A 23,208-nucleotide genomic window follows, 5' to 3' on the forward strand; every position below is an offset into this window, starting at 1 on the left:
ATTGAAAGGGAGTTGACTACATGGAAGCCATTCTTCATGGAATAATCTTAGCGTTCGGTCTCATTTTACCTTTAGGGGTACAGAATGTATTTGTATTTTCCCAAGGAGCGACACAGCCCAAACTACTTCGAGCACTTCCGGCGACGATTACAGCTGCACTGTGCGATACCTTTTTAATCCTCTTAGCTGTCTTTGGGCTATCCGTTATCGTTTTACAATTTGAATGGCTGCGGATTAGCCTCATGATTGCAGGGATTTTATTTCTACTTTATATGGGATACGCTATTTGGCGCTCTAAACCAGCAACAACAGAAACGAACAAAGCATTGCCAATCCGCCAACAAATCATCTTCGCTTTATCCGTTTCTTTATTAAATCCTCATGCTATTCTAGATATTGTCGGTGTGATTGGGACAAGTGCATTAAAATATGTCGGAATAGAACAAGTATTTTTTACAATCGCCTGTATTACAGTCTCTTGGATTTGGTTCTTTGGGCTAACGTTGGCGGGCACAGTCATGAAGAAGTTAGATGGTACAGGAGGTTTAATGAATATATTCAATAAATGCTCCGCCCTGTTCATTTGGGGAACTGCCATTTATCTTTTTATTGGCTTAATAACGTGAGGTACATTTTAGGGTGTAATATGATTTTAATCTGATGAAAAAGAATCCATTTTGATCAATCTTTTTTCAAAATAGATTCTTTATCGTAATAAACTTCACAATTTAGCTTTTAATGTCATATTGACTTTTAAATTTGAAAATCTCATCAACAGCTTTGTGATACCCACCAGATTTTTGAAAGGATTCTCTAATGTTTGCAATAGCCTTATGGTAGGAAGAGTGGTGTAACACATGATCTGCAGCTTCATATAGATGATTGGCTGTTAAACTTTGCATTTGTAATTGAATGCCTGCTCCGATATTGACAACTTGATTGGCAATTATCGGTTGATCGGCACTTTGAGGGATTACAATTAGCGGAACCCCGTAATAGAGACCTTCATTGGTACTATTCATTCCACCATGTGTGATAAATAATTTAGTGTATTTTAGTACTTCGGTTTGTGGAACATAATTTTTTACAATAAAGTTTTGCGGGATCTCTCCCAATTCATCTAGTTGAGTTTGTTCCCCAATCGTCATGACAATGGTATGCTCAGTGTTCTCGAATGCCTTAAAACAAAGCCTGTAGAAATCAATGGCTCGGTTAAAGACAGTTCCCAGTGAAATGTAAATGGGGCTTTTCCCCTTGATTGCAGTAAGGTCGAAGCTTTTTTCTGTTAATCGTGAAGAGATGGATGGACCTACAAATTTATATTTTTGGTCGAATGCTTCTCCAAAAGGTTGAAATTCTCTAGTTGTATAAACAATTGTAAGTGGTGCAGGGTTGCAAAAAACTTCATAAGGAGAATGGACTTCAACCTCATATTTTTCTTTTATTTTTGTTGTCAGGTCTTGAAAATCATCATGTATCCTGTTCAAAACTTCTGTCGGGATATTCTGTGAAAGATGTTCTAATGTTCTATCAAATGATCGTTTCGTCTCGGCAAAAGAGGTACAAGAATTGATAGCGGGCAGCTTAAGAATTTGGGCAAGTAAACGTCCACAGCCAAACATAGAATCGTGGATGATGTAATCAAAATGCTCACCTTTAATCTGTTCAAGAATGCTTGGTATGACGACATCTGCCGTATGTAAAAGACCGTTGACTCTTTCGAGTAAATGATTTCTTCCACCTGAAATAAAGGCTTTAATAAACTTTTGACCGTCAAATGTTCGTACCGTAGCTCCCGTCTTCTCAATACGCTCTCGAAAAGCTTCTATCGTAAAGTATATGACCTCTTCTCCACGCAAAATAAGTTCTTGCACAACGCCAATCGTTGGATTGACATGTCCTTCTGAGCCACCATTAATAAATAAAACACGTGCCAATTCTATCACTCCTTAAGTAAAGAGCCTTCCGCTTTGAAGCTTTAGTTTTTGATGACCCCAATTACATAGCCTTCATACAGATCTTGAACGTCATTTCCCCAATTAAGAACGACCTTCGCTAGTAACTCAACGTTTTTGGCTGGAAACTTCCCTGACCTCGAACCGAAACTAATCACTTCAAGATCAATTTTCTCTGGCTGCGGATCATATACTGCTTCCTTGTTATTGACTTTAGTTATTAAACTTTTTATAGGGTCAATTTCTACGAACAGTTGTAGGTGAATCTTAGAGTTCTTTGTTTGAATTTCACGGAAAACTAGTTTTTCCTTATCGTGACCTATTGATTCACCATAAGTGTACAACACTTCCCCCGTATCTTTGTCCTTAATGTCAACAAAGATGTATTTATCTGTTGTTCTTTTTGTGATTTTTACATTGTGTTTTTGATAGGGAATCTCCACATATAGATCGTTTAGAGCCACTTGGTGAACAGTTAATCCCGGAGGATCTATATATTCGGATACAATACCTTCTGATTGAGTACGATTTTCCAGTATACTTTCAGAACTAGAATTCTTATCAGCCATTTGATTAAAGGTTAGAACAGATATAAAGATTAGGGCTGCAATTGTTACCGCACCTAAATATACTCTTTTCATAGCATTCCCCCACTTTCTTTGTTTATTGTATTTATTGGCGGAAATTTGAATGTGATCAAGCATTTGCTTTTGTTTTTCAGCTGTCAGGACGGGGTGGGGGAGTTCTTTTAACTGTTGTTGGACAACTGTGTCTTTTTTCTCCGACATTACATAAACCTCCCTTTATCATTTTGTAAAGCCTTTATTGCTCGGTGGAAGGTGAGCCTAACCTTCTCTTCTTTCCAGTTCAAAATCTCTGCCGTTTCCTTAATGGACAGCTCTTTTATTCCTCGTAGAACAATCACATCCCGATAATTCCGATTTAATTTCTGGATCGCTTGGAATAATTGTTGATTTGTCTCATTAAGTTCGAGAACCTTTTCAGGAGTTTGATCGTCAAACGGTCGTTGTTTTTCTCTTAACAGCAGATTTTTAATTCTTCCTCTTTGCTTTCTTCGAATTTCATCAATAGCCAAATTCCTAGCAATGGCGAAAAGCCAAGTTTTTGGAGTGGAGCTTTCTTGAAAAGAGTTTTCGTTTTTTATGGCTCTGATAAAAACCTCTTGGACCAAATCCTCTACATCAGTGGAGCCCAAGTAATAAATCAAAAACTGATAGACATCATTGCTGTATTGATAAAACCATTCACTTATCCTGCTGTTCGTCATTTTTTCAAACTCCCCACTTCTATAACTACTCATTAGTCGAACAACTCTTTCATTTGTTTCATTTTCTATTTTATTTTTTTAAAAAATTTAATATAGCCTCATTTTTTTCTCTCTTCAACGAGCCTGTTACGTGTGTTTAATATAAGGAAACAAAAAAGAGCGTTGATCCTGCATGGATCAACGCCCCTATTAGTAAGAAACAGTCAATTTTTCTTTCTTAGAGATCGGCATCTCGTTTAATCGCTATACTTTAGCGTGACACTTTTGGTGGTTGACACACGTCACATTTGCGTTGGTGATTATTTTTAAATTTCGTAAACGTTTTTTCAAAGTTGTTGCCACATGCACATTTTAATAGTAATTTTTGCGAAAAACCGTGATATTCTGTCGTAAGCAACTTACTATCCGAATTGTTCTCAACAAATTCTTTAATTTTTCCAATCGTCCATCGTTTGTTCAATCTCTTACACCTCCATATTTTATCTAGGCGGAGGCTTTTATTGGCATCCGAAAATTATGAGTAAAGATGTACATATCTTAAGTTACTCATTATAACATGAGCAACTAAACGTGAAAACTATTCATTGTTTTTCTTTTTTTCTAGCGTTTCTCTATGCTTCTCTCCCCATTTACCCATATTTGTTAGTATTGGGAGAAATTCATGTCCTTCTTTTGTTAAGGAGTATTCCACTTTAGGTGGGACTTCTTTATAGACTTCTCTATGGACCAGTCCATCTTCTTCCATTTCCCTTAATTGTCTCGTTAGAATTCCTTTTGAAACACCTGGTAAAAGCTTTTGGAGTTCGTTAAAGCGTCTTGTTTCTTTGCTCAAGTGCCACATAATAACTAATTTCCACCTTCCAGCAATTAATCGTTGCGTATACGAGACAGAACAATTATTTTCGGGTAAGTTTGGATTTGATTTTTTATTTAAGCTCATGAAAAGTGCCTCCTTTATACAATAGTTCTCTTTTTGTGACTATGTTATAAAAATGTTACTACTTTTATAAATGTTCCTTTTAATATAATATATGAATAGGCCTTAAAAAACCAGCTGGTATATTGAAATAGGGAGTTGAATAGTATGTCTTCATTGGTAATGAATGCTATTAGAGTACATCAATATGGAGATATTAATGTTCTGGAACATGAAAGTATCGAGCGCCCAGAACCAAAAGACAATGAACTTCTTATTAAAGTCCGATATGCAACTGTCACTCCTTTTGATTGGAAAATGCGTAAAGGGCTTTTGCATAGTGTGTTTCCAAAAACCTTTCCATATATTCCTGGAGGTTCTATATCAGGAGTCGTTGAAAAAGTAGGAAGCGGCGTAAAGAATTTTAAAGTAGGTCAAGCGGTATTCGGTACTACTTCTAATGGTGGTTATACTGAATATACGATCTCCACTGAAGAAAATTTATTGCTTATGCCAGAAGGATTGACATATGAAAGTGCTGCTACGATTACAGCAGGTGCTGCTCCTGCATGGAAGGCGTTATTCAGTGAAGGAAACTTACAACCGGATCAAAAAGTGTTGATTCACGCTGCTGCTGGAGGAGTTGGACAGTTTGCAGTACAACTGGCTAAGTGGCATGGAGCAACAGTTACTGGTACAGCTTCAACCAATAATATTGAATTTGTAAAATCTTTAGGTGCAGATGAAGTAATAGATTATAAAAAGACAGCACTTGCAGATATTGAAGATGAATTCGACTTAGTTGTTGATGCAGTTGGTGGAAATACGTTGGAGCAATCTTGGAAAGTCGTGAAAAAAGGTGGAACATTGGTTAGCCTTACACAACCGCTTTCTTTAGAAAGAGCAGAAGAAATGGGCATACACGTACACTTTAATTCAGGGCAAGCAACGATGGACAATATAAAAACCATTGCTACATTACTTACTGACGGAAAAATTTCATCTGAAATTGAGAAAGTTTTTCCATTGCATGAAGTGAAAAAAGCTCATGAAAAAAGTGAAACAGGACATGCTAGAGGAAGAATATTGTTGGAAATGAATGTAATTTAAAATATAGAATTAATTAATAATACTAGGAGACGATGAATATGAACGCTAGAGAATTAAGAAATACAATTGCTGAAACATGTGAAAAATATGATAGTCAATATGCTAAGCTTGTAAAACCGATTAATCAACTATTAATCAATGTAGAGGCTTCCATTAGTGAAGAGACAGCAAACAAAATCATCGAGAATTTAAAGTTATATCATAGCGGAGATAAATATATTACAGAATGTCACTATGACGAAAGCCAAAACTTCTTAAAAGACGGAATTGAGTTAATTCAAAAAGGTGATTTAGCAAATGGAGCATTACAAATTTATGGTGCTGGTCTGAACTTTGCGAGTTATGCTACAAAGGTTTATGGTCAAAAAAATGTGAATCCTTACAAAGATTTCGAAGAAAATTTTGCATTAATCATGAACTCACTAAAAAAGTAAGATAGTTAGATTATATAGAACACGAACAAATGCATTTAATGCCAGACTACTTGAAACGGTGGCATAGAATATTAATTATCAATCTTTATTTAAAAATGGTATGAAATTGGACTTTCATACCATTTTCTTTTGTTTTTTTGTACAATAAAAAAGTATGAATATTTCAATAATGAAATGGAGGTGTATTGATTTGCAGCCAATCCATATTAGTGAAATTCCTAATGAAATAATACAATATGTTAGTAGAATTAGTTCAATAAAATTCCCACCGCAAGGCTGTACATCAGATGTAGGAATAATTGAAAACGAAGGAAGTATTTTTGCACTTAAAAGAACAAAAGAACCGTTATATCGTACATGGCTAAAGGAAGAAGTTTCTGTATTAAATTGTTTGGCTATCCAGACAAAATTGCCTGTCCCTAAAGTGATAAAATATGTTGTTGAAAGTGGTAAGAATCAGTCATGGGCTCTAATGGAGTTTCTTGAGGGAGAAACAATGAGAACAGCCTTATTCAATGAGAAAAATGAGAAGAAGAGAAAAGAATTGATCTTTAATTTTGGAAAAATCTTATCTCAAATCCATTCAACTCCTTGTCCTGCTGAGTTGATACACGAAATATCTTGGATTGAAGACATGTTAATCAAGGCAGAATACAATTTAAAACACTACCAGGTTGATGGAACGGCAGAACTACTAAAAAATATCAAAAAGAATAAACCAAATGAATTTAAGCAAACTTTAATTCATGGTGATTTTACAATTGATAATGTATTAGTCCATAATGGAATCATTTCAGGGGTTATTGATTGGGCTGGTGGAACGTATGGAGACCCAAGATATGATGTTTCTTTAGCTGTCCGCCCTAAACTTCATGCATTCGAAAATGAAATAGATAGGGAAATTTTCTTCGAAGGGTACGGGGAAAGGATAATTGGTAACAAAGAATATGATTATTTTGTGAATGGTTTATATGAGTTCTTTTAATGAGAATATTAGAAAAAACATTGCTTCCCCCGTAAATGTGAGTCTAGAGTCACATTTACGGGGGAGTTTTGTAGCCTGATGATTTTAGATGGAAAGATATGTTTGTTAGAATGGAAATGTTAACCAATAATATGATACTATTAAAATATAAAACCGACAGACAGTCGGTCTATAGGTAGGAGTTGTAGACATGAGAGTTATAAAAAAAGCCGAGGAGCGCAGGAACGAAATACTTGACGCGGCTGATGAGCTTTTCGGTCAGAAGGGCTTTGATGGTACAAGTACAAACGATATTCTCGAAAAGGTCGGAATTGCGCGGGGAACGCTGTACTATCACTTCAAGTCAAAGGAGGATATTATGGACGCCCTGATTGAGCGGTATACTGTCCTCATGTTAGGAGCGGCGCAGGAAATTGCCGCAGATAAGAGTATACCTGTAGTTGAACGCATTGTCCGCGTTGTCATGTCACTGAACATAAGTGGTGGAAGCAGCAAGGAAATTATGGAACATATTCATAAGCCGCAGAATGCACTTATGCACCAAAAAATACAAAAAGTTATCATCAACGGTGTTCCATCCATTCTTGCAGATATAATTTGCGAGGGCATTGAACAAGGGTTGTTCAGTACACCATATCCGTACGAATGCATGGAAATGGTTGTGATCTATGCGAATACTGTTTTTGATGATGATATGGTTCATATGACGAATGAAGAGCGTGTCTCACGTATACAGGCGTTTGTTTTCAACGTAGAAAGGCTGCTCAGTATCGAAAGCGGAAGTCTTATGCATATGATGAAGATATTTGACAGTGGAAACGGAAACAGCCATGAATAGTACGGAATGTTATTCGGAAAATTCCTTTTTCTTTGGTTTGGTGGTTATAAGCTTGAAAACAGAGGTGACTTATGTATTACAAAATAATCCGAAATGACATTTCAAAAAGTAAACTGATAACACTGACAACAACCATATTTGTCGCTGCTGCGGCAATGCTTGTTTCGCTCGCGGTTATACTTGTCATCAATCTTTCGGGTGCACTAAATACGCTTATGACACAAGCAAAAACCCCGCATTTTATGCAGATGCATTCGGGTGATATCGATACTGCACGGCTTACATCCTTTGCGGAGCAAAATAGCAATGTCGATGATTTTCAAGTAGTTGAATTTCTTAACATGGATAGTGCACAGATTATTTTGGGTGAACATTCGCTGGCAAATAGCGTTCAAGATAATGGCTTAAGCACGCAGAGCGAAAAATTTGATTATCTTCTTGATCTTGACGGTAACATTATCAACGTATCAGACGGGGAGCTTTATGTTCCATTAAGCTATATGAAGGACAATATGACGAAGGTCGGTGACAAGGCAGTAATAAGCGGGAAGGAATTTACTGTTGCGGGATTTCTCCGCGATTCGCAAATGAATTCAACGCTTTCCGCCTCAAAGAGATTTCTTGTTAGCGAAAATGATTACGCAGAAGTAAAAAAGCTTGGAATTACGGAGTACTTGATTGAGTTCAGATTAAAGGATTTGTCACTGCTTGGTGCATTCGAAACAGCTTATGCATCCGCAGGACTTGAGGCAAACGGACCAACAGTTACAATAACGCTTATCAAAATGCTGAACGCAATTTCTGACGGGATGATGATTGCGATTATCCTTCTTGTAAGCATCCTTGTCGTCGCCATCGCATTTATGTGCATACGCTTTACACTCCTTGCGAAAATAGAAGACGATTACCGTGAAATTGGCGTTATGAAGGCAATCGGACTGCGTGTTTCTGACATTAAAAAGATTTATCTTGCAAAATATGCAGCGATTGCGATGGCCGGCAGTATTTTTGGGTTTATTCTTTCAATTTTGTTCAAAGATATGCTTCTTGAAAATATTCGTCTTTATATGGGTGAAAGCGATCATGCTTCTTTTTCTTATGTCATAGGAATTATCGGCATACTACTTGTATTCCTTGCCATTATCGCCTATGTAAGTGGAGTGATGAGACGTTTTCGAAAAATATCCGCTGCAGAAGTTATTCGCTTTGGTACTTCACAGGAAAAACACATAGGTGCAAAGCGTTTTACTCTGAGCAAAAATAAGCTGTACCACACAAATATTTTTCTCGGTATGAAAGATGTTCTCGCAAGGAAAAAACTTTATGCTACTAGCTTAGCGGTTCTGATAATTTCGGCATTTATCATGATTGTTCCGCAAAACTTGTACAATACGATTTCCTCAAAAAGCTTTATTAGTTATATGGGAATTGGAAGCTATGATATGCGCTTGCAGACGGATAATACCGATAATATCTCTAAAAAAACAGCCGAAATTGTTAAGACGATGAACAGTGATCGCACTATTTCAAAGGCTGCCGTCCTTACAACAAAAACATTTAAAGTAAAAATGGAAGACGGATCTGAGGAAAATATTAAAATTGAACTTGGCGATCATTCGATTTTCCCTATTCAATATTCTGAGGGTAGAGCACCTATAGCTGAAGATGAAATTGCACTGTCAGCTATAAATGCTGATGAGATGGGCAAAGGGGTCGGGGATGTTATTACGTTAGTAATTGAGGGGAAAGGGGAAAATCTCTTAATTAGCGGAATTTATTCCGACATTACGAACGGCGGCAAAACGGCAAAGGCTGTATTTACCGACAATTCGGCGGCGATCATATGGAGCATTATTTGCGCTGAACTTTCGGATAAATCTCTTGTTGATGGAAAGGTTTCGGAATATGCAAATAGGTTTGATTTTGCAAAGGTTGCTGATATTGATGAATTTGTTAAACAAACCTTTGGCTCGACTATAAACGCTGTTGCAAAGGTTTCCTACGTTGCTATTGCTGTTGCAATCATGATTACTATCCTAATTACACTGTTGTTTATGAAAATGCTCGTTGCAAAAGATAGATACTCCATTGCTGTCATGAAAGCAATCGGTTTTACAAGCTCAGATATTCAGGCTCAGTATATTTCACGTTCAATGTTTATCTTAATATTCGGCATTGTTCTAGGAACACTTCTAGCTAACACTCTCGGGGAGTTGCTAGCGGGCGCGGTGATCTCCTCCTTCGGAGCGTCGACATTTCAGTTTACGGTAAATCCGCTTTCTGCCTATTTCCTTAGTCCGCTAATAATGATCAGCTCGGTACTTATCGCAACAATAATTGGCACCTTAGGTGCAGGACAAATAAAAATTTTCGAAAATATAAAGGAGTAGGCACATGAATAAGATGATTATCGGTGATCAGATTGTAAAATCTTTCGGCGAGGGTAATGAACAGCGCATTGTTCTCGACGGCGTGAACATTGAAATAAATGAGGGCGAGTTTGTTGCGATTATGGGCCCTTCAGGCTCAGGAAAATCGACGTTGATGTTTGCGATAAGTGGAATGGACGGGATTGACGGCGGTAAGGTTTCTTTTGACGGCAAGGATTTATCAGCACTTAATGAAAAGGAGCTTGCCGACATTCGCAGAACGAAAATGGGGTTTGTTTTTCAGCAGCCGACATTGCTTAAAAACTTGAATATTCTCGATAATATTATTCTTCCTTCCATGCGAGATCATAGAAAAAGCGCTGCAAAGATGACCGAAAATGCAAGAGCACTTATGAAAAAGGTTGGCATTGAGGAACTCGCAGAACGTGATATTACCCAGGTTTCGGGAGGACAGCTCCAACGTGCGGGAATTTGCCGAGCACTTATGAGCAGCCCCAAAATAATCTTCGGAGACGAGCCAACAGGGGCACTTAACTCAAAATCCGCACAGGAAATTATGAGCATATTTTCTGAAATTAATGAGGAAGGTACTGCGATTATGCTTGTAACCCATGACGCAAGGATTGCGGCACAAACAGAGCGCATTATGTTTATGCGTGACGGAAACATTGTAAGCGAAATACGGTTGAAGAAATTCAGTGGCCTAGATCTTGATGACAGAATGAAAAAAGTCACCGCAAAGATGAGGGAAATCGGAATATAGTTTGTTGTATCATAGTCAGGAATTTAAATATAGTTGGAAACCGGATAGGATGATTATCAAGAAAAGTCATGGATTTTTGCTTGCCGCCTACGTTACGTCATATGCTAATCTGAATGTACAATTATGATGGAAGGGTGCATTATATGGAAAATCAAGTACCAACTTTTACGATTAGTGAGTTTGGACGGCGAGCAAGAAAAACGGTAAGAACATTGCGATTTTATGAAGAATTAGGGCTGCTGAGCCCAACTCAACAAAATAGTTCTGGTCACAGGTTGTACGGATTGGCAGAATTAGCGAAGCTTCAACAAATCCAGTCCTTAAAGTTCATAGGATACTCTTTACAGGAAATTAAGAGTTTAATTGAGGATGATTTGGAGGATTTTACTCAATTAGAAGCGTCATTGTCGTGGCAGCATAAACTCTTGACGAAAAAAAGAGATGAATTAAACCGAGCACTAGAAGCTATAGAACGTGTGCAATTTCTAAAAAGAGAGGGCAAGCCAATCACGTGGACAATATTAAGTGCACTACTTTATCAGATGGAACATGAACAAGACCAAATAGAGTGGGCGAAAGAATACTTTTCAGATGATTTTGCTAATCAATTTTTTACACTTTCGAAAGACCAACGACTACAAATGGACATAGAAATGTTAGACGTGTTAGCAACGGTAAAAAAATTAGTGAAAGATGGTGCTTCTCCACAATCACCTGAAGCGTTTAATGTTCTTGTAAAACTAACTGATATAGTGACCAAACATGTTGAAGATAAAGAAGAGTTTGCAGAGCAAATGAAAAGAGCAATGGAAGAAATGGAATCAGACGTAATAGACTTTCAATTCCCTAACTTTTTTACTTCAGAGGAAACAGCCTTTATAGAAGCTATAGGGAAATCGATGGAAGCATTATACAGGGAAAATGAAGAAAGATGAGATGAAGCGAACAATATTTTATCGTTTTGATTTTTTAAAAAATAGATTAGAATTTTATTGTTGAACCGACAAACTTTCTAGATATTCAAGCACTTGAAGCACTCGAGCGTTTCATAGCTGCATATACAGGAACAGTAATCTTCGTATCACATGATAAACGTTTCATAAAAAATGTGGCAGACATTGAGTTTTCTATTCAGGATAAAAAATTAATTCACAGGTAATGCTAGTATAAGGTGCGATTCTTCACTAAAGAAGGATTGCACTTTTTTTGTATGGGGGAACTTTCCGTGTGATTCATTAAAATGATTTACACGAATAAATGTCAAAAATATAATTGAACATAATGATGAATAAAGGATGATGTCATATGAATACGCAAATCGTAACCAAGTTAAAAATAAACAAACCAGCTCAGGATGTTTTTGAAGCAATCGTATCTCCTGCAGAGATTGGCAATTTTTGGTTTTCCAGCTGCTCGGAAAGATGGGAAAAAGGCAAGAGGATTGTATTAAGATACGATGAGTACAATGCAGAAGGTGTTATTCATATACTTGAAATGAATGAAAATAAATCGATCGTGTTCACTTGGGGAGAAGAACATGGTGAAGGAACAGTGGTCTCAATTACACTGACAGAATTTGAAACAGGGACAATTATTGAAGTAAATGAATCAGGACTAAAAGAAGATGACCCTGAGATTGTGGCAAAGATGTTAGGGCAAAAAGAAGGTTGGGTGTATACATTAACATGCTTAAAGGGGTATTTAGAAAACGGAATCAATAATTTAAGAGCTTCATTAATTCATTACTAAAAGAGGAATTAACCACACTTCTCGTAGATGATGTCGTTCATCAGAACACCAATCAGCTGCACGATGAAGTCTTATATGAGCAGGAATTTAAGATGAAAATATAGAATATATGTTCTTAACTACTTTTAGGAGGTTAAGAACATGAATATAAAATCACTTGCGATAAATAAACAAAGTTGGGATGAAGTAGCACATCGATTTTTTGGCAGAAATCCCCTCCCTGAATATGGACCCCTTGCACCTAATGAGGAAGAATTAAATTTATTTGGTAATGTGAGAAATTTAAAAGTATTAGACATTGGTTGTGGCAGTGGGCATTCCTTAAAATATATGGCTCAACATCATGCTGGTGAATTATGGGGAATAGATTTATCCAAAAGCTTAGCACGTACATCAATACATTAATTAAACATGGGTTTCATATTGAGCGAATCGTTGAGGATATTTGTTTAGCAGAAATAGATATTCAAAGACATTCAAATAGCTGGTATTCTTACGAAAAAGCGCAATCCCTTCCCACGACCCTTATTATTAAAAGTAAAAAAATATAGGTTATGTGGAGATATAATATAATATTTTTACGTAATCTTCTTTTTATGCAGAAAGAGAATATTTAGATTTTAAAGGATAGAAAGTATTTTAATAGAATTAATATAGAATACTTTTCCGTGAAAAGAATATATAGAGAATAGGAATCTAAGTATACACTTTTGGGTGAAGGGAGAAATGGCATGGATACTTTAGTAAATGAGTACCTGTATGAAACGAGGAAAGACTTATTAAAGGAAATTACTTTATTAAGTGATGTGCAATTTAATAGTAAGCCTGACTTGAATAAATGGAGTATTGCGCAAGTTTGTCATCATTTATTTTTAGTGGAAACATCAACTACAAAGGCGATTGCATGGGGTTTAAAAGAAATAAATAGTACTCCAAAGGAACGTAAAAATGTTCACCTTATATTATTGGATAGAACGACAAAGATAAAAGCACCAAAAATTGTTGAACCAGCTGTAGAACCATTTGAAGTTCAACAAATGGTTGATTTATTAAATGATTCGAGAGAAAAATTGATGACTTTTCTTAATACGATAGCAGATCATTCAATATTGGCAGAAAAATCAGTGATGCATCCTGCTTTAGGTGATTTGCCTCTTGATCAATGGATTGAACAAATATATGTGCATGAACAGCGACATATTGAACAAATTAAGGAGATAAAATTACTTTTAGATGTGAAGGATTAAACTTTAGCTATTAATAAATTCTTATCATTAAAACTGTTTAGCTCCACTTTGCTTGATTTATGCAAAATGGAGCTTTTCTATTCGCTGATAATTACCTCAATATTTTCTATACAATCAATGTTGGAGGTGTTTCTTATGACTGAATTGCAAAGTATATTGGAAAAGAGCAACTATACATATGATATCATTCAACATGAAAAACCAATCCTTTCTAAACAAGAAGGGATTCAATATTTTGGGATTGAAGCAGGGCAAACGGCTCCGGCGTTAATATTAAATACTGATAAAGGGTACATTGTTCTCATTGTATCCGGAAGCCGTAGTAAAGTTAATTTTGAGATAATAGCTGATTTGTTAAGCTGTAGTTATGCAAAATTAGCATCCCCAGAGGAAGTTCAGAATGTTGCAGGATTTCAGGTAGGAAGCGTTCGAATAATAGGCCTTGATTTGCCTTGTGTAATCGATAAACGCCTTTTTGATTACGCTTTTATTTATGGAGGGACTGGACATTCAACCTATACTTTAAAAATTGAACCACAAGCTTTAAATGAACTAAATGAAGTGATTGCCACCTTTGAATAATAAAAAAGGTTCTTCGGAAAATGGGCAAACGATTGATTGAAAATGATACGATAATTTCTAAATGAGAATTCACTCTGACCAAACTAGCTTCAAAGAGGATTCTTTTTATTTTCCATAAAACAAAGACTTCTAGTCAAACTTTTCTGATCTGCTATTGACCCTCACACAATGTCATCCTTTATGATGGATTAGGAGCTATGTTAGGGGGAGCGGTAATAAGTTTAGTTTCCATCCATTTTGTCGGTTTAGCAAGCGGCATACTTGTCAGCATAGCACTCGTTATTTTTATCTCTATCTATAAAGGTATGTGATCTCTAATTAAGGAGTGAATGAACTACTATTCTTTTTAAAAAGAAAGATATGTTATAATTAATTAAATTCCAATAATTGGTTGTAAACTATTAGAAAAAATAGAGGTGGAAGAATATGAGTAAGCCAGAATTATATGTAACTTTACTAGTTGGGCCTAACTGCGATACGAGTGCTTTCGCTATACGTTCAACGCTAGAATATTTTGGTGCTATGGTTACAACGCATTGGATCGGAAGACCCAATGATCTAATTGATGTGTTATCTGGTGAAGAGCTAAATAATAGATGTGATTATTTAATTTTAAATTTCCATGGTGATGAGGGGAGATTTTGTATGCCAGAATTGGGTGAGGATGTTTATGAACCACATGAACCAAGAGGCGAGTTTTTTGATTATGAAGATGTAAGACGATATGCAAATTTAAAAAATATAAAAGTGATAGCAGATGGTTGTACATTAGGCGAAGAAAAATTAGCAAAAGCATTTCTCAATTGTGGCTGTCACTCATACATAGGCCCTGATGATTATATTGTTGGAAATTCTTCCTTAATGTTTGTTATAAAGTTTATGTACGAGGTGATTAATAATAAAAAAAGTCAGCAAGAAGCATATGAAATAGCGAAGTCCATTGATGAAGAAACCTCAATGTATCAACTATATTTATCATAAATTATGAGTACTTTAAATAACTTCAGCTATGATCTAGAAACCTGGTTTGTCACTTTCAAACCAGGTTTCGTTTTTAATCTATTTGTAAGAATGAACCGTTTCATTGTTTACTTGCTCATTTTCTCCTAGTTTAGCGATATAATCAACCAAAAAATGCAAGACAATGAGCGGGATAATAGAATCTAAAATGATGTAAAGAGAAGAAAACAATACGCCAAAGAGTGTTGTTCTAAAAACTCCTGACCAAAATCCTTGATAAGTATGTCCTAATCCAAATAGTAAAGCTGCAAAAAGAATGACTATCCAAATAGATAGGTTCGGAAACAAAGAGGAAAGGACGAAAATCAAGAAGCCTCTATAAATGATTTCTTCTGTTATACCAGCTGTTAACGATACATAATTCCAAACTTTTTTCTCTTCTTTTGAAACGGGGAGGATTGGAGAGACAACAGACTTCTCCCATCCTTCTGTTTTCTTCTTAGTTAAGTTTTGCCTTATTTTTTCGCTAAACTTATAACCAATGATATAGTATAGTACTAAACACATATATAAAGCACCTAAGGCTAATAGAATATAGCTTGTCATAGCTCCTAATGTAACTGTATTTATTGTTGGGGTTTTTAATCCGATCTGTTCGAAAGAGATCTCAGTAAATAAAATGAAGCCGAGTATAATTAATGTTGGAACCCATAGACTGATGATAATCTTATAATAATACTTGATTTTTTCATTTCCCTTTGTGTGAACAGTCTTTTTAAACTTTTGGAAATCTCGATATCCAAATATCGGTTCATAAAGCAGCAAATATAAGATAAAAATCCAATATACTATCTCCATATGACAAATCACCCTTCCTCTTTTGATGAGTTCAGATTATCATATGCCGTAGCGTGAGGTGCAAGTGACATCGCCTCTGTTTACTGAATAAACCCCCAGCAATTTTTAAGTAATTGCGTAGGGGCTTTCACTTTTTTCAAAATGGGTTATATTTTACTCTATGATAGCCGGAATAATATATTCCTTAATCAATGTCCATCGATCACGGGGTTTCATCATAAATTCTGATGCAATAGAGACGACTAAATCTTTATCTGGTATGCAGCAAATAACATTACCACCATCGCCAAGAGCTAAGAATGCAAAAACGCCGTCCTCTTCGCGTAACCACCAGAGATAGCCGTATTTATTCGGGTTCATGGCTGTTGAATCACGGGCCCACTCCAGTGGAATAATTTGCTTATCGTCCCAAGTGCCGTTGTTTAAATATAGTAAACCAAAGCGGGCCATATCACAGGGAGTGAGCGTAAGTCCCCAACCACCTGTAGAGTTCCCTTTTGGGTCATTCACCCATCCCTTCACATTTTTTCCGAATAAATCTTCAAACCCAAATGATTTCATTTCGAAATCTGGAATTTCTTTCATGCCGATATGCTTAAATAAATGTTCGTTGGCAAACGCTCTTGCACTTTTTCCAGTGCTGCGCGTAATGATGGCTGAAAGCAGATGGGCCCCTGCAGTAGAATATTTAAAAGTGCCAATCTCTCCTTTTTGGCCAAGCATATCAAGAGTATACTTTATCCAATCAGGCTGTATACACAATTTATCAAGCGGTTCGTGCCAGTCCTCGAATGGATAGGGAGCTGTCATTGTGAGAAGATGGCGTATAGTGATTTCTTGTTTTTGCCTATCAGTAGCTCCGAGGACATATTCTGGGAAAAAGTCCAGCACCTTCTGGTCTACGTCTTTAATATATCCTTCATTGATCGCAATCCCAATGAGAGCAGATAGGATGCTTTTCGTAACAGAGGCCATATGGTGTGTATCATCTGGGCCATAGCCATGAAAATATCTTTCATAAGCAATCCTTCTGTTTCGCACAACAACCATACCATTTATATTACTGTATTCAGATTCTATGATGGCTTCAAGCTCTGAAAGCAATTTAGCGTCCATTTTTAAGGCAGCCGGGGCTACAGTTTGCCAATCTGTCGTTGGCCAGTAGTTTCTTTGCAAAGCACAAACCTCCCATTAAATGTTTTTGTATTGTTCAGTTACTTCTTTCTTATTGGAAAGTAAACCTCTGTAATAAGTTCCTCTGGGATGCTAGCTTGTTCGGGATCGGTGACATATATTTCATATGGTGGTTTCGTCAATTCATATTCTTCTTTTTCGATCCATTCCATCAAATTAGCATAGACCGATGTTAATTCTGGATAGGGACCTTTTAAAATCGATTTCGCACAAAGATCACCAGGGAAATCTCTCGTTCCTTTTACAGCTTCTTTAATTGGAATGGCAAACTCTGTATCATTGCCAGCAGGATTATATTCAGGGCTGTGATAAATCGTCATTGGCTTACCAACTAAAGTAAGTTTTTCGATAGCGATCTTTTCATATAGACTGCTAAAATATTTCCCATAACCTAACAAGTAGTCATCACTGCTCATCATCAGACGCTTATAAAGGATATTCATTGGCTTCATTTCAACGAGTTGAACTTCAATATGGTCAAGGTAAGACATTATCGGCACGCCTTTTTCTAAATTTAAAATATCATGGCTCATTTGCTTAAGGGTATACCCAATCGCATGCATCTTTTCCTGTAAGTCCTTTTTCTTGCGAGAAAGGGCAGAATATAGCTTCTCTTCTGATAAATCCCTTTCCATTTCCAAAAAAGCTTTAATTTCTTCTAGAGAAAAATGATACGATTTTAAACGGTTGATAAGGAGCAGTTTTTTTAGCTGATTGATGGAATAATATCTGTAGCCATTTTCAGGATTAATTTCATCAGGATGAATTAATACAATTTCATCATAATAACGTAACGTTTTTGTAGATACTCCACATATTTTCGAGAATTCACCAATCGATAACAAAAGCCCACCTCCATTATTCCTATAGATTAAATGCTTTAAGTATCGATACTATTCCATTCATTTATACACCTTCCCCTAAGGGAAAAGTCAACGACAAAAAAATGCTTCATTCGAAGATTCTTATCTAAAATACCTTGTATAACATCATGGCAACCGTAAGTTGACAAAGTGCAACCCCTACATGGTAGAGCCGGAAGCTGTGATTTTTTAATGTATAGAGAGTAAGCAGAAAGGGGGGCGACCTGCCTCGTTTAAACGGAATCCAAAAGTAAGGAAGTAAGCTGAATGAATACTCAGAAACAATGAGGAGGAAAGAAATGATGAAAAAAGTAACGATCGTCGGAATTATTTGTGCCGTGATGATAAGAAATAACAAAAGGAAGGGTAAACAATGGATCGGATTTTAGAAGTACATAACTTAAGCAAAACGTATTCAAATTCTCAATTTGAGTTAAAAGATATTTCATTTTCAATTCCATATGGTTCAATTGTTGGGATTATTGGTGAAAATGGCGTAGGAAAAACGACAATAATGGGAGCCATATTAGGAACATTGAAGAAAGACAACGGGTCCATAAAAGTGTTTAATCAATAAATGAACCCTTCTAATCCAAAAATGAAAGAACAGATTGGTGTCGTCTTTGATCAAAATGAATTACAGTGAATAGATCCCCATGTGATGGTGTCTTATCGCAATAAAGATGATATGCTGGAAGTACTTGTTTCAGAAAAAGATAGAATATTTTTAATTATATCGAATTTGATATCAATTCATATTTATAAAAACAAGGAGTTCTAAAAGAACAATTTGTGAAAGGAGTTCAACGGAAGTGACATTCGGTGAAAAACTTTTTAAATTGAGAAAGGAAAAAGGACTTTCTCAGGAGGCATTAGCCGAAAAATTAAATACGTCAAGGCAAGCCGTTAGCAAATGGGAAAATGGTCAAGGGTATCCTGAAACTGAAAAATTACTTATGATTGGAAACATTTTTGAGGTTTCGCTGGACTATCTGTTAAAGAATTCTGTGGAACCTAACAATGATAAGGAAGCGGGATATTATGTTAGCAAAGAAATGGCAGAAGGGTACTTGCTGTCTGCACATAGAATTTCTAAGTATCTCGCATTAGGGATTTTCCTAATTGCTTTATCCTTTATCCCTTATTCCATCTTTAAACAAAATCTAGGGATATTTATGATCCCGACCATCATTTTTGCTACATTAGGAATGGGGATGTTTGTGTCAGCGACATTTTTAGAAGAAGATCAATATAAAATACTAAAGACAGAGCCTTTGCTATTTGATGAAAAATATCTCAAAGAATTAACCATAAGTTACGAAAATATGAAAAAAAAATATTTCATTATAAATTTAATAGGTTCTTGTTTATTTGCTGTCGGGCTTTTAGCATTGGGAATAGAAAGAAAGTTTATTACTTCCGAATTTTTAGTGCCCTATTATCCAGTCTGTATTGGGTTGATCGCAATTGGTGTCTACATTTTAACGCGAACGTCATTTCCGCTTGAAGCATATAAACTATTGGTAAGAAATGAAGAGCATATTAATAAGCTAGGTTTTAAACTAAAGAAGAAAATGATGAAAAAGTTGAATGATCTTTAATAAATATGTTTCGCTTTTCTAAATCTTCCTCAAAATGACACACTAATGTCCTAAAATGGTTACAAGTAACAGTAGGAGTAATGATACAATGGACGCTGTTGGGGATTATTGGTGTAAATGCCAATTTGCTTCCTTTGCTTCATAAGTGGATTGATAGATAACAGTTCTTTATTATACCACTCAGTGCTTGAAGACGAGTCGGGCCCCCATCTAACTTAATAATGATCATACGTTATGATATGGGAGTGGTAAGATGTCTGTTGATTCTTTATTAGTTATTAGTAGTTCATCCCTATACTTTTCATTTATTGTGTACTTAATCGCAATTGTTCCGTTTGGGGCAGCTGTAAAGTCTAAGAAAAGCATTTATACTAAATTAGCCATGTCTTTGACGGCTATTGGGTTTTTGGCTCAGTTAAATTACTTTATTTTAAGATGGATTGCCGCTGGCCACGCACCGGTGAGCAACTTATACGAATTTTTGACATTCTTTGGAATAATGCTAGTGGGCAGCTTTTTTGTTATTTTTTATTTATATCGTCAAGCGATAATAGGATTATTTCTATTACCGATTTCGGTATTAATTATTGCATATGCAAGCATGTTCTCTAGGGAAGTATCTCCACTTATCCCGGCATTACAAAGTCATTGGCTGACGATTCATGTGTTAACGGTTGCAATAGCGAGCGCCGTATTATCAGTATCATTTGTCACGGGCTTAATTTATTTACTCAAGTCTGTAGATCCGAATAAAAAGGATAGCAGATCTTTCTTTTTAGAACTCATCATGTATTTCGTCATTGTCGTGATTGGATTTATTACGATTACCTTAACATTTAGAATCATGGATTATCAGGCAAGCTATCATTTTGAAAATAAAGATGGTCAAGCTCAAGTATATAACTATCATTTACCTGCTATTGTGATCCCGAGTGGGGCAACACCAGTCAATTTAGCTGATAAAAATACGAATACATATGAACCAGCCGATCATTATGAAGGCATGATTACCGTTCCTCCTATAATTGAAGCTGCTAAATTAAATACGGTCATTTGGTCATTCTTAATCGGTTCTATTATGTATAGTTTAATTCGTTTAATAGCTAGGAGAAAAATTTCTCAATTATTGCGTCCGTTGACTAATAAAGTAGACTTAACTTTAATGGATGAAATTTCCTACCGTTCAGTTGTCATTGGATTTCCTTTATTTGCATTAGGCGGGCTTTTCTTCGCCATGATTTGGGCGCAAATTGCATGGACTCGTTTCTGGGGCTGGGACCCTAAAGAAGTGTGGGCACTAATTACATTCCTATTCTATGCTGTGTTCCTCCATCTGCGGATTGGAAAAGGGTGGGATGGAGAAAAAACAGCTTGGCTAGCTATTATTGGCTTTGGGACAATTATTTTTAACCAAGTATTTGTGAACTTAGTCATTGCCGGGCTGCATTCATATGCTTAGATTTAGTTAATTTATTTGTGATATAAAAATTGATGTGAAGCTGACTAAAAAGGTCGTTAATAACAATTTTATTTGGCAAAGTTCATCCTAATTTTTGCGCTGAGTTGATTGGAGTGGAAGACGCGAAGACTCCTGCGGGAAAAGCTGACAGGTGAGACCCCGCAGGAGCGTGAGCGACGAGGAGGCTTACCGCTTGCTCCAAGGAAAGCGAAGCGTCTGGAACGGAAATCAACGGACAAGTTAAGAGAGTGCCCCTAAAAGTTATACTTTTGGGACACCCTCTTTTTCTATTAACCTTTTAATAATAAACGATCTTTCTTTCCGTGTAAGAAAAAGTAAAGAATCATGATAATAAACATAAAAATTCCTAACCAAACATATAGCTGGCTATAACCGAGAGAGGGAACTAAATATCCTAAGAAATAAGGACTGAAGCCAAGACCTACATCTAATCCGATAAAATATGTGGACGTAGCTAATCCCATATTTTCAAACGTCGTTACTTTAATGGCAAGGGCTTGAAGAGTAGAAGAAATATTCCCATAGCCAATCCCGATAATAGCCCCAGATAGTAATAGAAGGAAGGTGCTATGCGAACTACTTAAAAGCAGTAAACCTACTCCAAATAAAAGGGCACATGGATAAATAATATAGTTGGCTCCTTTTGTGTCGATAATGCGACCAGTAAATGGACGTGTCAGAAGAATTGCGATTGCGTATATAAAGAAGAAAAAGCTTGATGCGCGAACTAAATCACGTTCTTCCGCGAAGAAGTTAAGAAATGAGATAATGCTTGCATAACCTAGAGCAAATAATAACATGATGATGGCAATTGGGAGTGCTCGTCTATCAATAAACTGTGAAAAATGGAAGCCTTTCTGATCTTGTACTTTACTTACTTCACTTTTCGGTATTTTGGTAAAGAAGGCACTGATAAGAGCAATGATGGCCAAAAGCATACATAACATGAAAATAACATAATAAGTAGTATATTGACTTAACATGAGTCCGAAGAAAGGCCCGATCGCTGTACCAAGTGTTGTACTCATACTATAGTAACCAATTCCTTCACCTCGACGAGTGTTCGGTAAAATTTGTGCTACGACCGTACTTGTAGCTGTCGAGGCAACCCCAACAGCAATTCCATTTACTAGTCTGCTTATTAATAACACGGTAATCCCAGCTTGAATGAAGTAAAAGGACATAGTTAAGGCAAATAAAATTAAGCCGACCATTAAGATTTTTTTCGTGCCTACTTTTTGAATAATTCGACCTGTCACGACCCGTCCAATTAATGCTCCGACAATATAAATACCTGAAACGAGTCCGGCTTGTGAAACGGAAGCGTGATATTCTTTCACAGCGAAGGAAGCCATTGTCACCATTAATAAATAAAAAATAAGCATAAGATTAAAGTTAATGACGGACATGATAATAAAATCCTTCGTCCATAATTTTTCTCTTGTATTAGTATTACTCACTTAATTGTTCGCCTGCTCTCTTAATTAAATTTTGTTGAATTGTTTTTAATGTACTGTACATGCTGCGCTGTTCTTCTTCTGAAACTCCCTCTAACAGCTCTAATTCAAAGACGTTAATAGACGCTCGTAATGTGTGAAATAAGGTATATCCTTTTTCCGTGACTTTAATATTTTTTTTACGCCCATCACTTTGAGAGGGGGATAGTTCGATGTAATCTAACTCAACAAGACGTTTTATCGTACGTGTAACATTCGGTTTATCCATCCCTAATAGTCTGCCAATTTCAACTAAACGAATATGTTCATCAAGCATAAGGTAATACAAGATGGCCCACTCGGTACGATGTATATGATATTCCATTAGTTGTTCATTTAACTGTGTTTCAAATGGCCGAGTTGTTAAAGTCAACTGATGAAACATTTCTTGATATAACGGTCTCATAATTAACCTCCTATTTAGTTATCTTTGATAACTATTTTTGCACAAGGGTTATTATACGCTTATTTTTAAAAATAGCAAATGGATAAGTTTTAT

At 36.2% G+C, this 23,208-nt stretch carries 26 protein-coding genes and 1 pseudogene; 17 read left to right on the forward strand and 10 right to left on the reverse strand.

Annotated features, from left to right (window positions below):
* The first annotated feature begins 20 nt into the window (after positions 1-20).
* Positions 21-626, forward strand: a complete 606-nt coding sequence (locus tag KDN24_RS01690) for a LysE/ArgO family amino acid transporter (RefSeq protein WP_409974969.1) — start codon at positions 21-23, stop codon at positions 624-626.
* Between the two features lie 102 nt (positions 627-728).
* Here the strand turns inward: KDN24_RS01690 and KDN24_RS01695 are convergent, their stop codons facing one another.
* The 5 genes from KDN24_RS01695 to KDN24_RS01715 form a co-directional block, all read right to left on the reverse strand.
* A complete protein-coding gene (locus KDN24_RS01695) occupies positions 729-1,937 on the reverse strand; it encodes a macrolide family glycosyltransferase (RefSeq protein ID WP_409974970.1) in 1,209 nt (402 codons plus the stop codon).
* A 41-nt stretch (positions 1,938-1,978) separates the two neighbouring features.
* Complete coding sequence (locus KDN24_RS01700; RefSeq protein WP_409974971.1) at positions 1,979-2,743, reverse strand: hypothetical protein; 765 nt, start codon at positions 2,741-2,743, stop codon at positions 1,979-1,981.
* On the reverse strand, positions 2,743-3,276 hold the full coding sequence (locus KDN24_RS01705) for an RNA polymerase sigma factor (RefSeq protein WP_409974972.1): 534 nt from the start codon (positions 3,274-3,276) through the stop codon (positions 2,743-2,745). The genes KDN24_RS01700 and KDN24_RS01705 overlap by 1 nt, the downstream gene beginning before the upstream one ends.
* Before the next feature lie 217 nt (positions 3,277-3,493).
* Complete coding sequence (locus KDN24_RS01710) at positions 3,494-3,703, reverse strand: hypothetical protein (protein WP_409974973.1); 210 nt, start codon at positions 3,701-3,703, stop codon at positions 3,494-3,496.
* A gap of 117 nt (positions 3,704-3,820) precedes the next feature.
* On the reverse strand, positions 3,821-4,183 hold the full coding sequence (locus tag KDN24_RS01715) for a winged helix-turn-helix transcriptional regulator (protein WP_409974974.1): 363 nt from the start codon (positions 4,181-4,183) through the stop codon (positions 3,821-3,823).
* Between the two features lie 144 nt (positions 4,184-4,327).
* Between KDN24_RS01715 and KDN24_RS01720 the strand changes: the two genes are divergently transcribed.
* The 13 genes and pseudogenes from KDN24_RS01720 (at position 4,328) to KDN24_RS01780 (ending at position 15,238) form a co-directional block, all read left to right on the forward strand.
* Entirely contained in the window at positions 4,328-5,269 is a 942-nt protein-coding gene (locus KDN24_RS01720) for an NADP-dependent oxidoreductase (protein WP_409974975.1), read from the forward strand.
* A 38-nt stretch (positions 5,270-5,307) separates the two neighbouring features.
* Positions 5,308-5,703: a hypothetical protein gene (locus tag KDN24_RS01725; protein WP_409974976.1), complete on the forward strand. Its 396-nt coding sequence runs from the start codon at positions 5,308-5,310 to the stop codon at positions 5,701-5,703.
* 190 nt (positions 5,704-5,893) lie between these two features.
* Positions 5,894-6,688: a phosphotransferase family protein gene (locus tag KDN24_RS01730; RefSeq protein WP_491348264.1), complete on the forward strand. Its 795-nt coding sequence runs from the start codon at positions 5,894-5,896 to the stop codon at positions 6,686-6,688.
* A 190-nt stretch (positions 6,689-6,878) separates the two neighbouring features.
* Complete coding sequence (locus tag KDN24_RS01735) at positions 6,879-7,526, forward strand: TetR/AcrR family transcriptional regulator (protein WP_409974978.1); 648 nt, start codon at positions 6,879-6,881, stop codon at positions 7,524-7,526.
* 71 nt (positions 7,527-7,597) lie between these two features.
* Positions 7,598-9,916 (forward strand): ABC transporter permease, encoded by a 2,319-nt coding sequence (locus KDN24_RS01740; RefSeq protein WP_409974979.1) that lies wholly within the window; start codon positions 7,598-7,600, stop codon positions 9,914-9,916.
* 4 nt (positions 9,917-9,920) lie between these two features.
* A complete protein-coding gene (locus KDN24_RS01745; protein ID WP_409974980.1) occupies positions 9,921-10,679 on the forward strand; it encodes an ABC transporter ATP-binding protein in 759 nt (252 codons plus the stop codon).
* A 143-nt stretch (positions 10,680-10,822) separates the two neighbouring features.
* The gene (locus tag KDN24_RS01750) at positions 10,823-11,614 is read left to right on the forward strand and encodes a MerR family transcriptional regulator (protein ID WP_409974981.1); all 792 of its coding nucleotides are present in this window, start codon (positions 10,823-10,825) and stop codon (positions 11,612-11,614) included.
* Between the two features lie 62 nt (positions 11,615-11,676).
* Positions 11,677-11,838 (forward strand): annotated as a pseudogene (locus tag KDN24_RS01755) (ABC-F type ribosomal protection protein); the annotation flags it as partial.
* 146 nt (positions 11,839-11,984) lie between these two features.
* Entirely contained in the window at positions 11,985-12,428 is a 444-nt protein-coding gene (locus tag KDN24_RS01760) for an SRPBCC family protein (RefSeq protein WP_409974982.1), read from the forward strand.
* A 141-nt stretch (positions 12,429-12,569) separates the two neighbouring features.
* Complete coding sequence (locus tag KDN24_RS01765) at positions 12,570-12,833, forward strand: class I SAM-dependent methyltransferase (RefSeq protein WP_409974983.1); 264 nt, start codon at positions 12,570-12,572, stop codon at positions 12,831-12,833.
* Between the two features lie 326 nt (positions 12,834-13,159).
* On the forward strand, positions 13,160-13,675 hold the full coding sequence (locus tag KDN24_RS01770; RefSeq protein WP_409974984.1) for a DinB family protein: 516 nt from the start codon (positions 13,160-13,162) through the stop codon (positions 13,673-13,675).
* 135 nt (positions 13,676-13,810) lie between these two features.
* Complete coding sequence (locus tag KDN24_RS01775; RefSeq protein WP_409974985.1) at positions 13,811-14,257, forward strand: aminoacyl-tRNA deacylase; 447 nt, start codon at positions 13,811-13,813, stop codon at positions 14,255-14,257.
* A gap of 426 nt (positions 14,258-14,683) precedes the next feature.
* On the forward strand, positions 14,684-15,238 hold the full coding sequence (locus tag KDN24_RS01780; RefSeq protein ID WP_491348265.1) for a delta-aminolevulinic acid dehydratase: 555 nt from the start codon (positions 14,684-14,686) through the stop codon (positions 15,236-15,238).
* Between the two features lie 78 nt (positions 15,239-15,316).
* On the opposite strand, the gene KDN24_RS01785 is transcribed toward KDN24_RS01780, so the two are convergent.
* The 3 genes from KDN24_RS01785 to KDN24_RS01795 form a co-directional block, all read right to left on the reverse strand.
* The gene (locus tag KDN24_RS01785) at positions 15,317-16,075 is read right to left on the reverse strand and encodes a CPBP family intramembrane glutamic endopeptidase (protein WP_409974987.1); all 759 of its coding nucleotides are present in this window, start codon (positions 16,073-16,075) and stop codon (positions 15,317-15,319) included.
* 153 nt (positions 16,076-16,228) lie between these two features.
* A complete protein-coding gene (locus KDN24_RS01790) occupies positions 16,229-17,251 on the reverse strand; it encodes a serine hydrolase domain-containing protein (protein WP_409974988.1) in 1,023 nt (340 codons plus the stop codon).
* 38 nt (positions 17,252-17,289) lie between these two features.
* The gene (locus KDN24_RS01795; RefSeq protein WP_409974989.1) at positions 17,290-18,114 is read right to left on the reverse strand and encodes a MerR family transcriptional regulator; all 825 of its coding nucleotides are present in this window, start codon (positions 18,112-18,114) and stop codon (positions 17,290-17,292) included.
* A 391-nt stretch (positions 18,115-18,505) separates the two neighbouring features.
* Between KDN24_RS01795 and KDN24_RS01800 the strand changes: the two genes are divergently transcribed.
* The 3 genes from KDN24_RS01800 to ccsB all read left to right on the forward strand — a co-directional run bounded on the left by KDN24_RS01800 (position 18,506) and on the right by ccsB (position 21,192).
* On the forward strand, positions 18,506-18,709 hold the full coding sequence (locus KDN24_RS01800; protein ID WP_409974990.1) for an ATP-binding cassette domain-containing protein: 204 nt from the start codon (positions 18,506-18,508) through the stop codon (positions 18,707-18,709).
* A gap of 235 nt (positions 18,710-18,944) precedes the next feature.
* Positions 18,945-19,733, forward strand: a complete 789-nt coding sequence (locus tag KDN24_RS01805; protein WP_409974991.1) for a helix-turn-helix domain-containing protein — start codon at positions 18,945-18,947, stop codon at positions 19,731-19,733.
* A gap of 253 nt (positions 19,734-19,986) precedes the next feature.
* Positions 19,987-21,192, forward strand: coding sequence for a c-type cytochrome biogenesis protein CcsB (gene ccsB, locus KDN24_RS01810; protein WP_409974992.1), 1,206 nt, complete (start codon positions 19,987-19,989; stop codon positions 21,190-21,192).
* Between the two features lie 290 nt (positions 21,193-21,482).
* On the opposite strand, the gene KDN24_RS01815 is transcribed toward ccsB, so the two are convergent.
* On the reverse strand, positions 21,483-22,673 hold the full coding sequence (locus KDN24_RS01815) for an MFS transporter (protein WP_491348266.1): 1,191 nt from the start codon (positions 22,671-22,673) through the stop codon (positions 21,483-21,485).
* Positions 22,666-23,115 (reverse strand): MarR family winged helix-turn-helix transcriptional regulator, encoded by a 450-nt coding sequence (locus KDN24_RS01820; RefSeq protein WP_409974994.1) that lies wholly within the window; start codon positions 23,113-23,115, stop codon positions 22,666-22,668. Before KDN24_RS01820 ends, KDN24_RS01815 begins: the two co-directional genes overlap by 8 nt.
* Between the last annotated feature and the right edge of the window lie 93 nt (positions 23,116-23,208).

It is taken from the genome of Cytobacillus sp. Bva_UNVM-123, from assembly GCF_046351715.2.
Lineage (GTDB): Bacteria > Bacillota > Bacilli > Bacillales > Cytobacillaceae > Cytobacillus.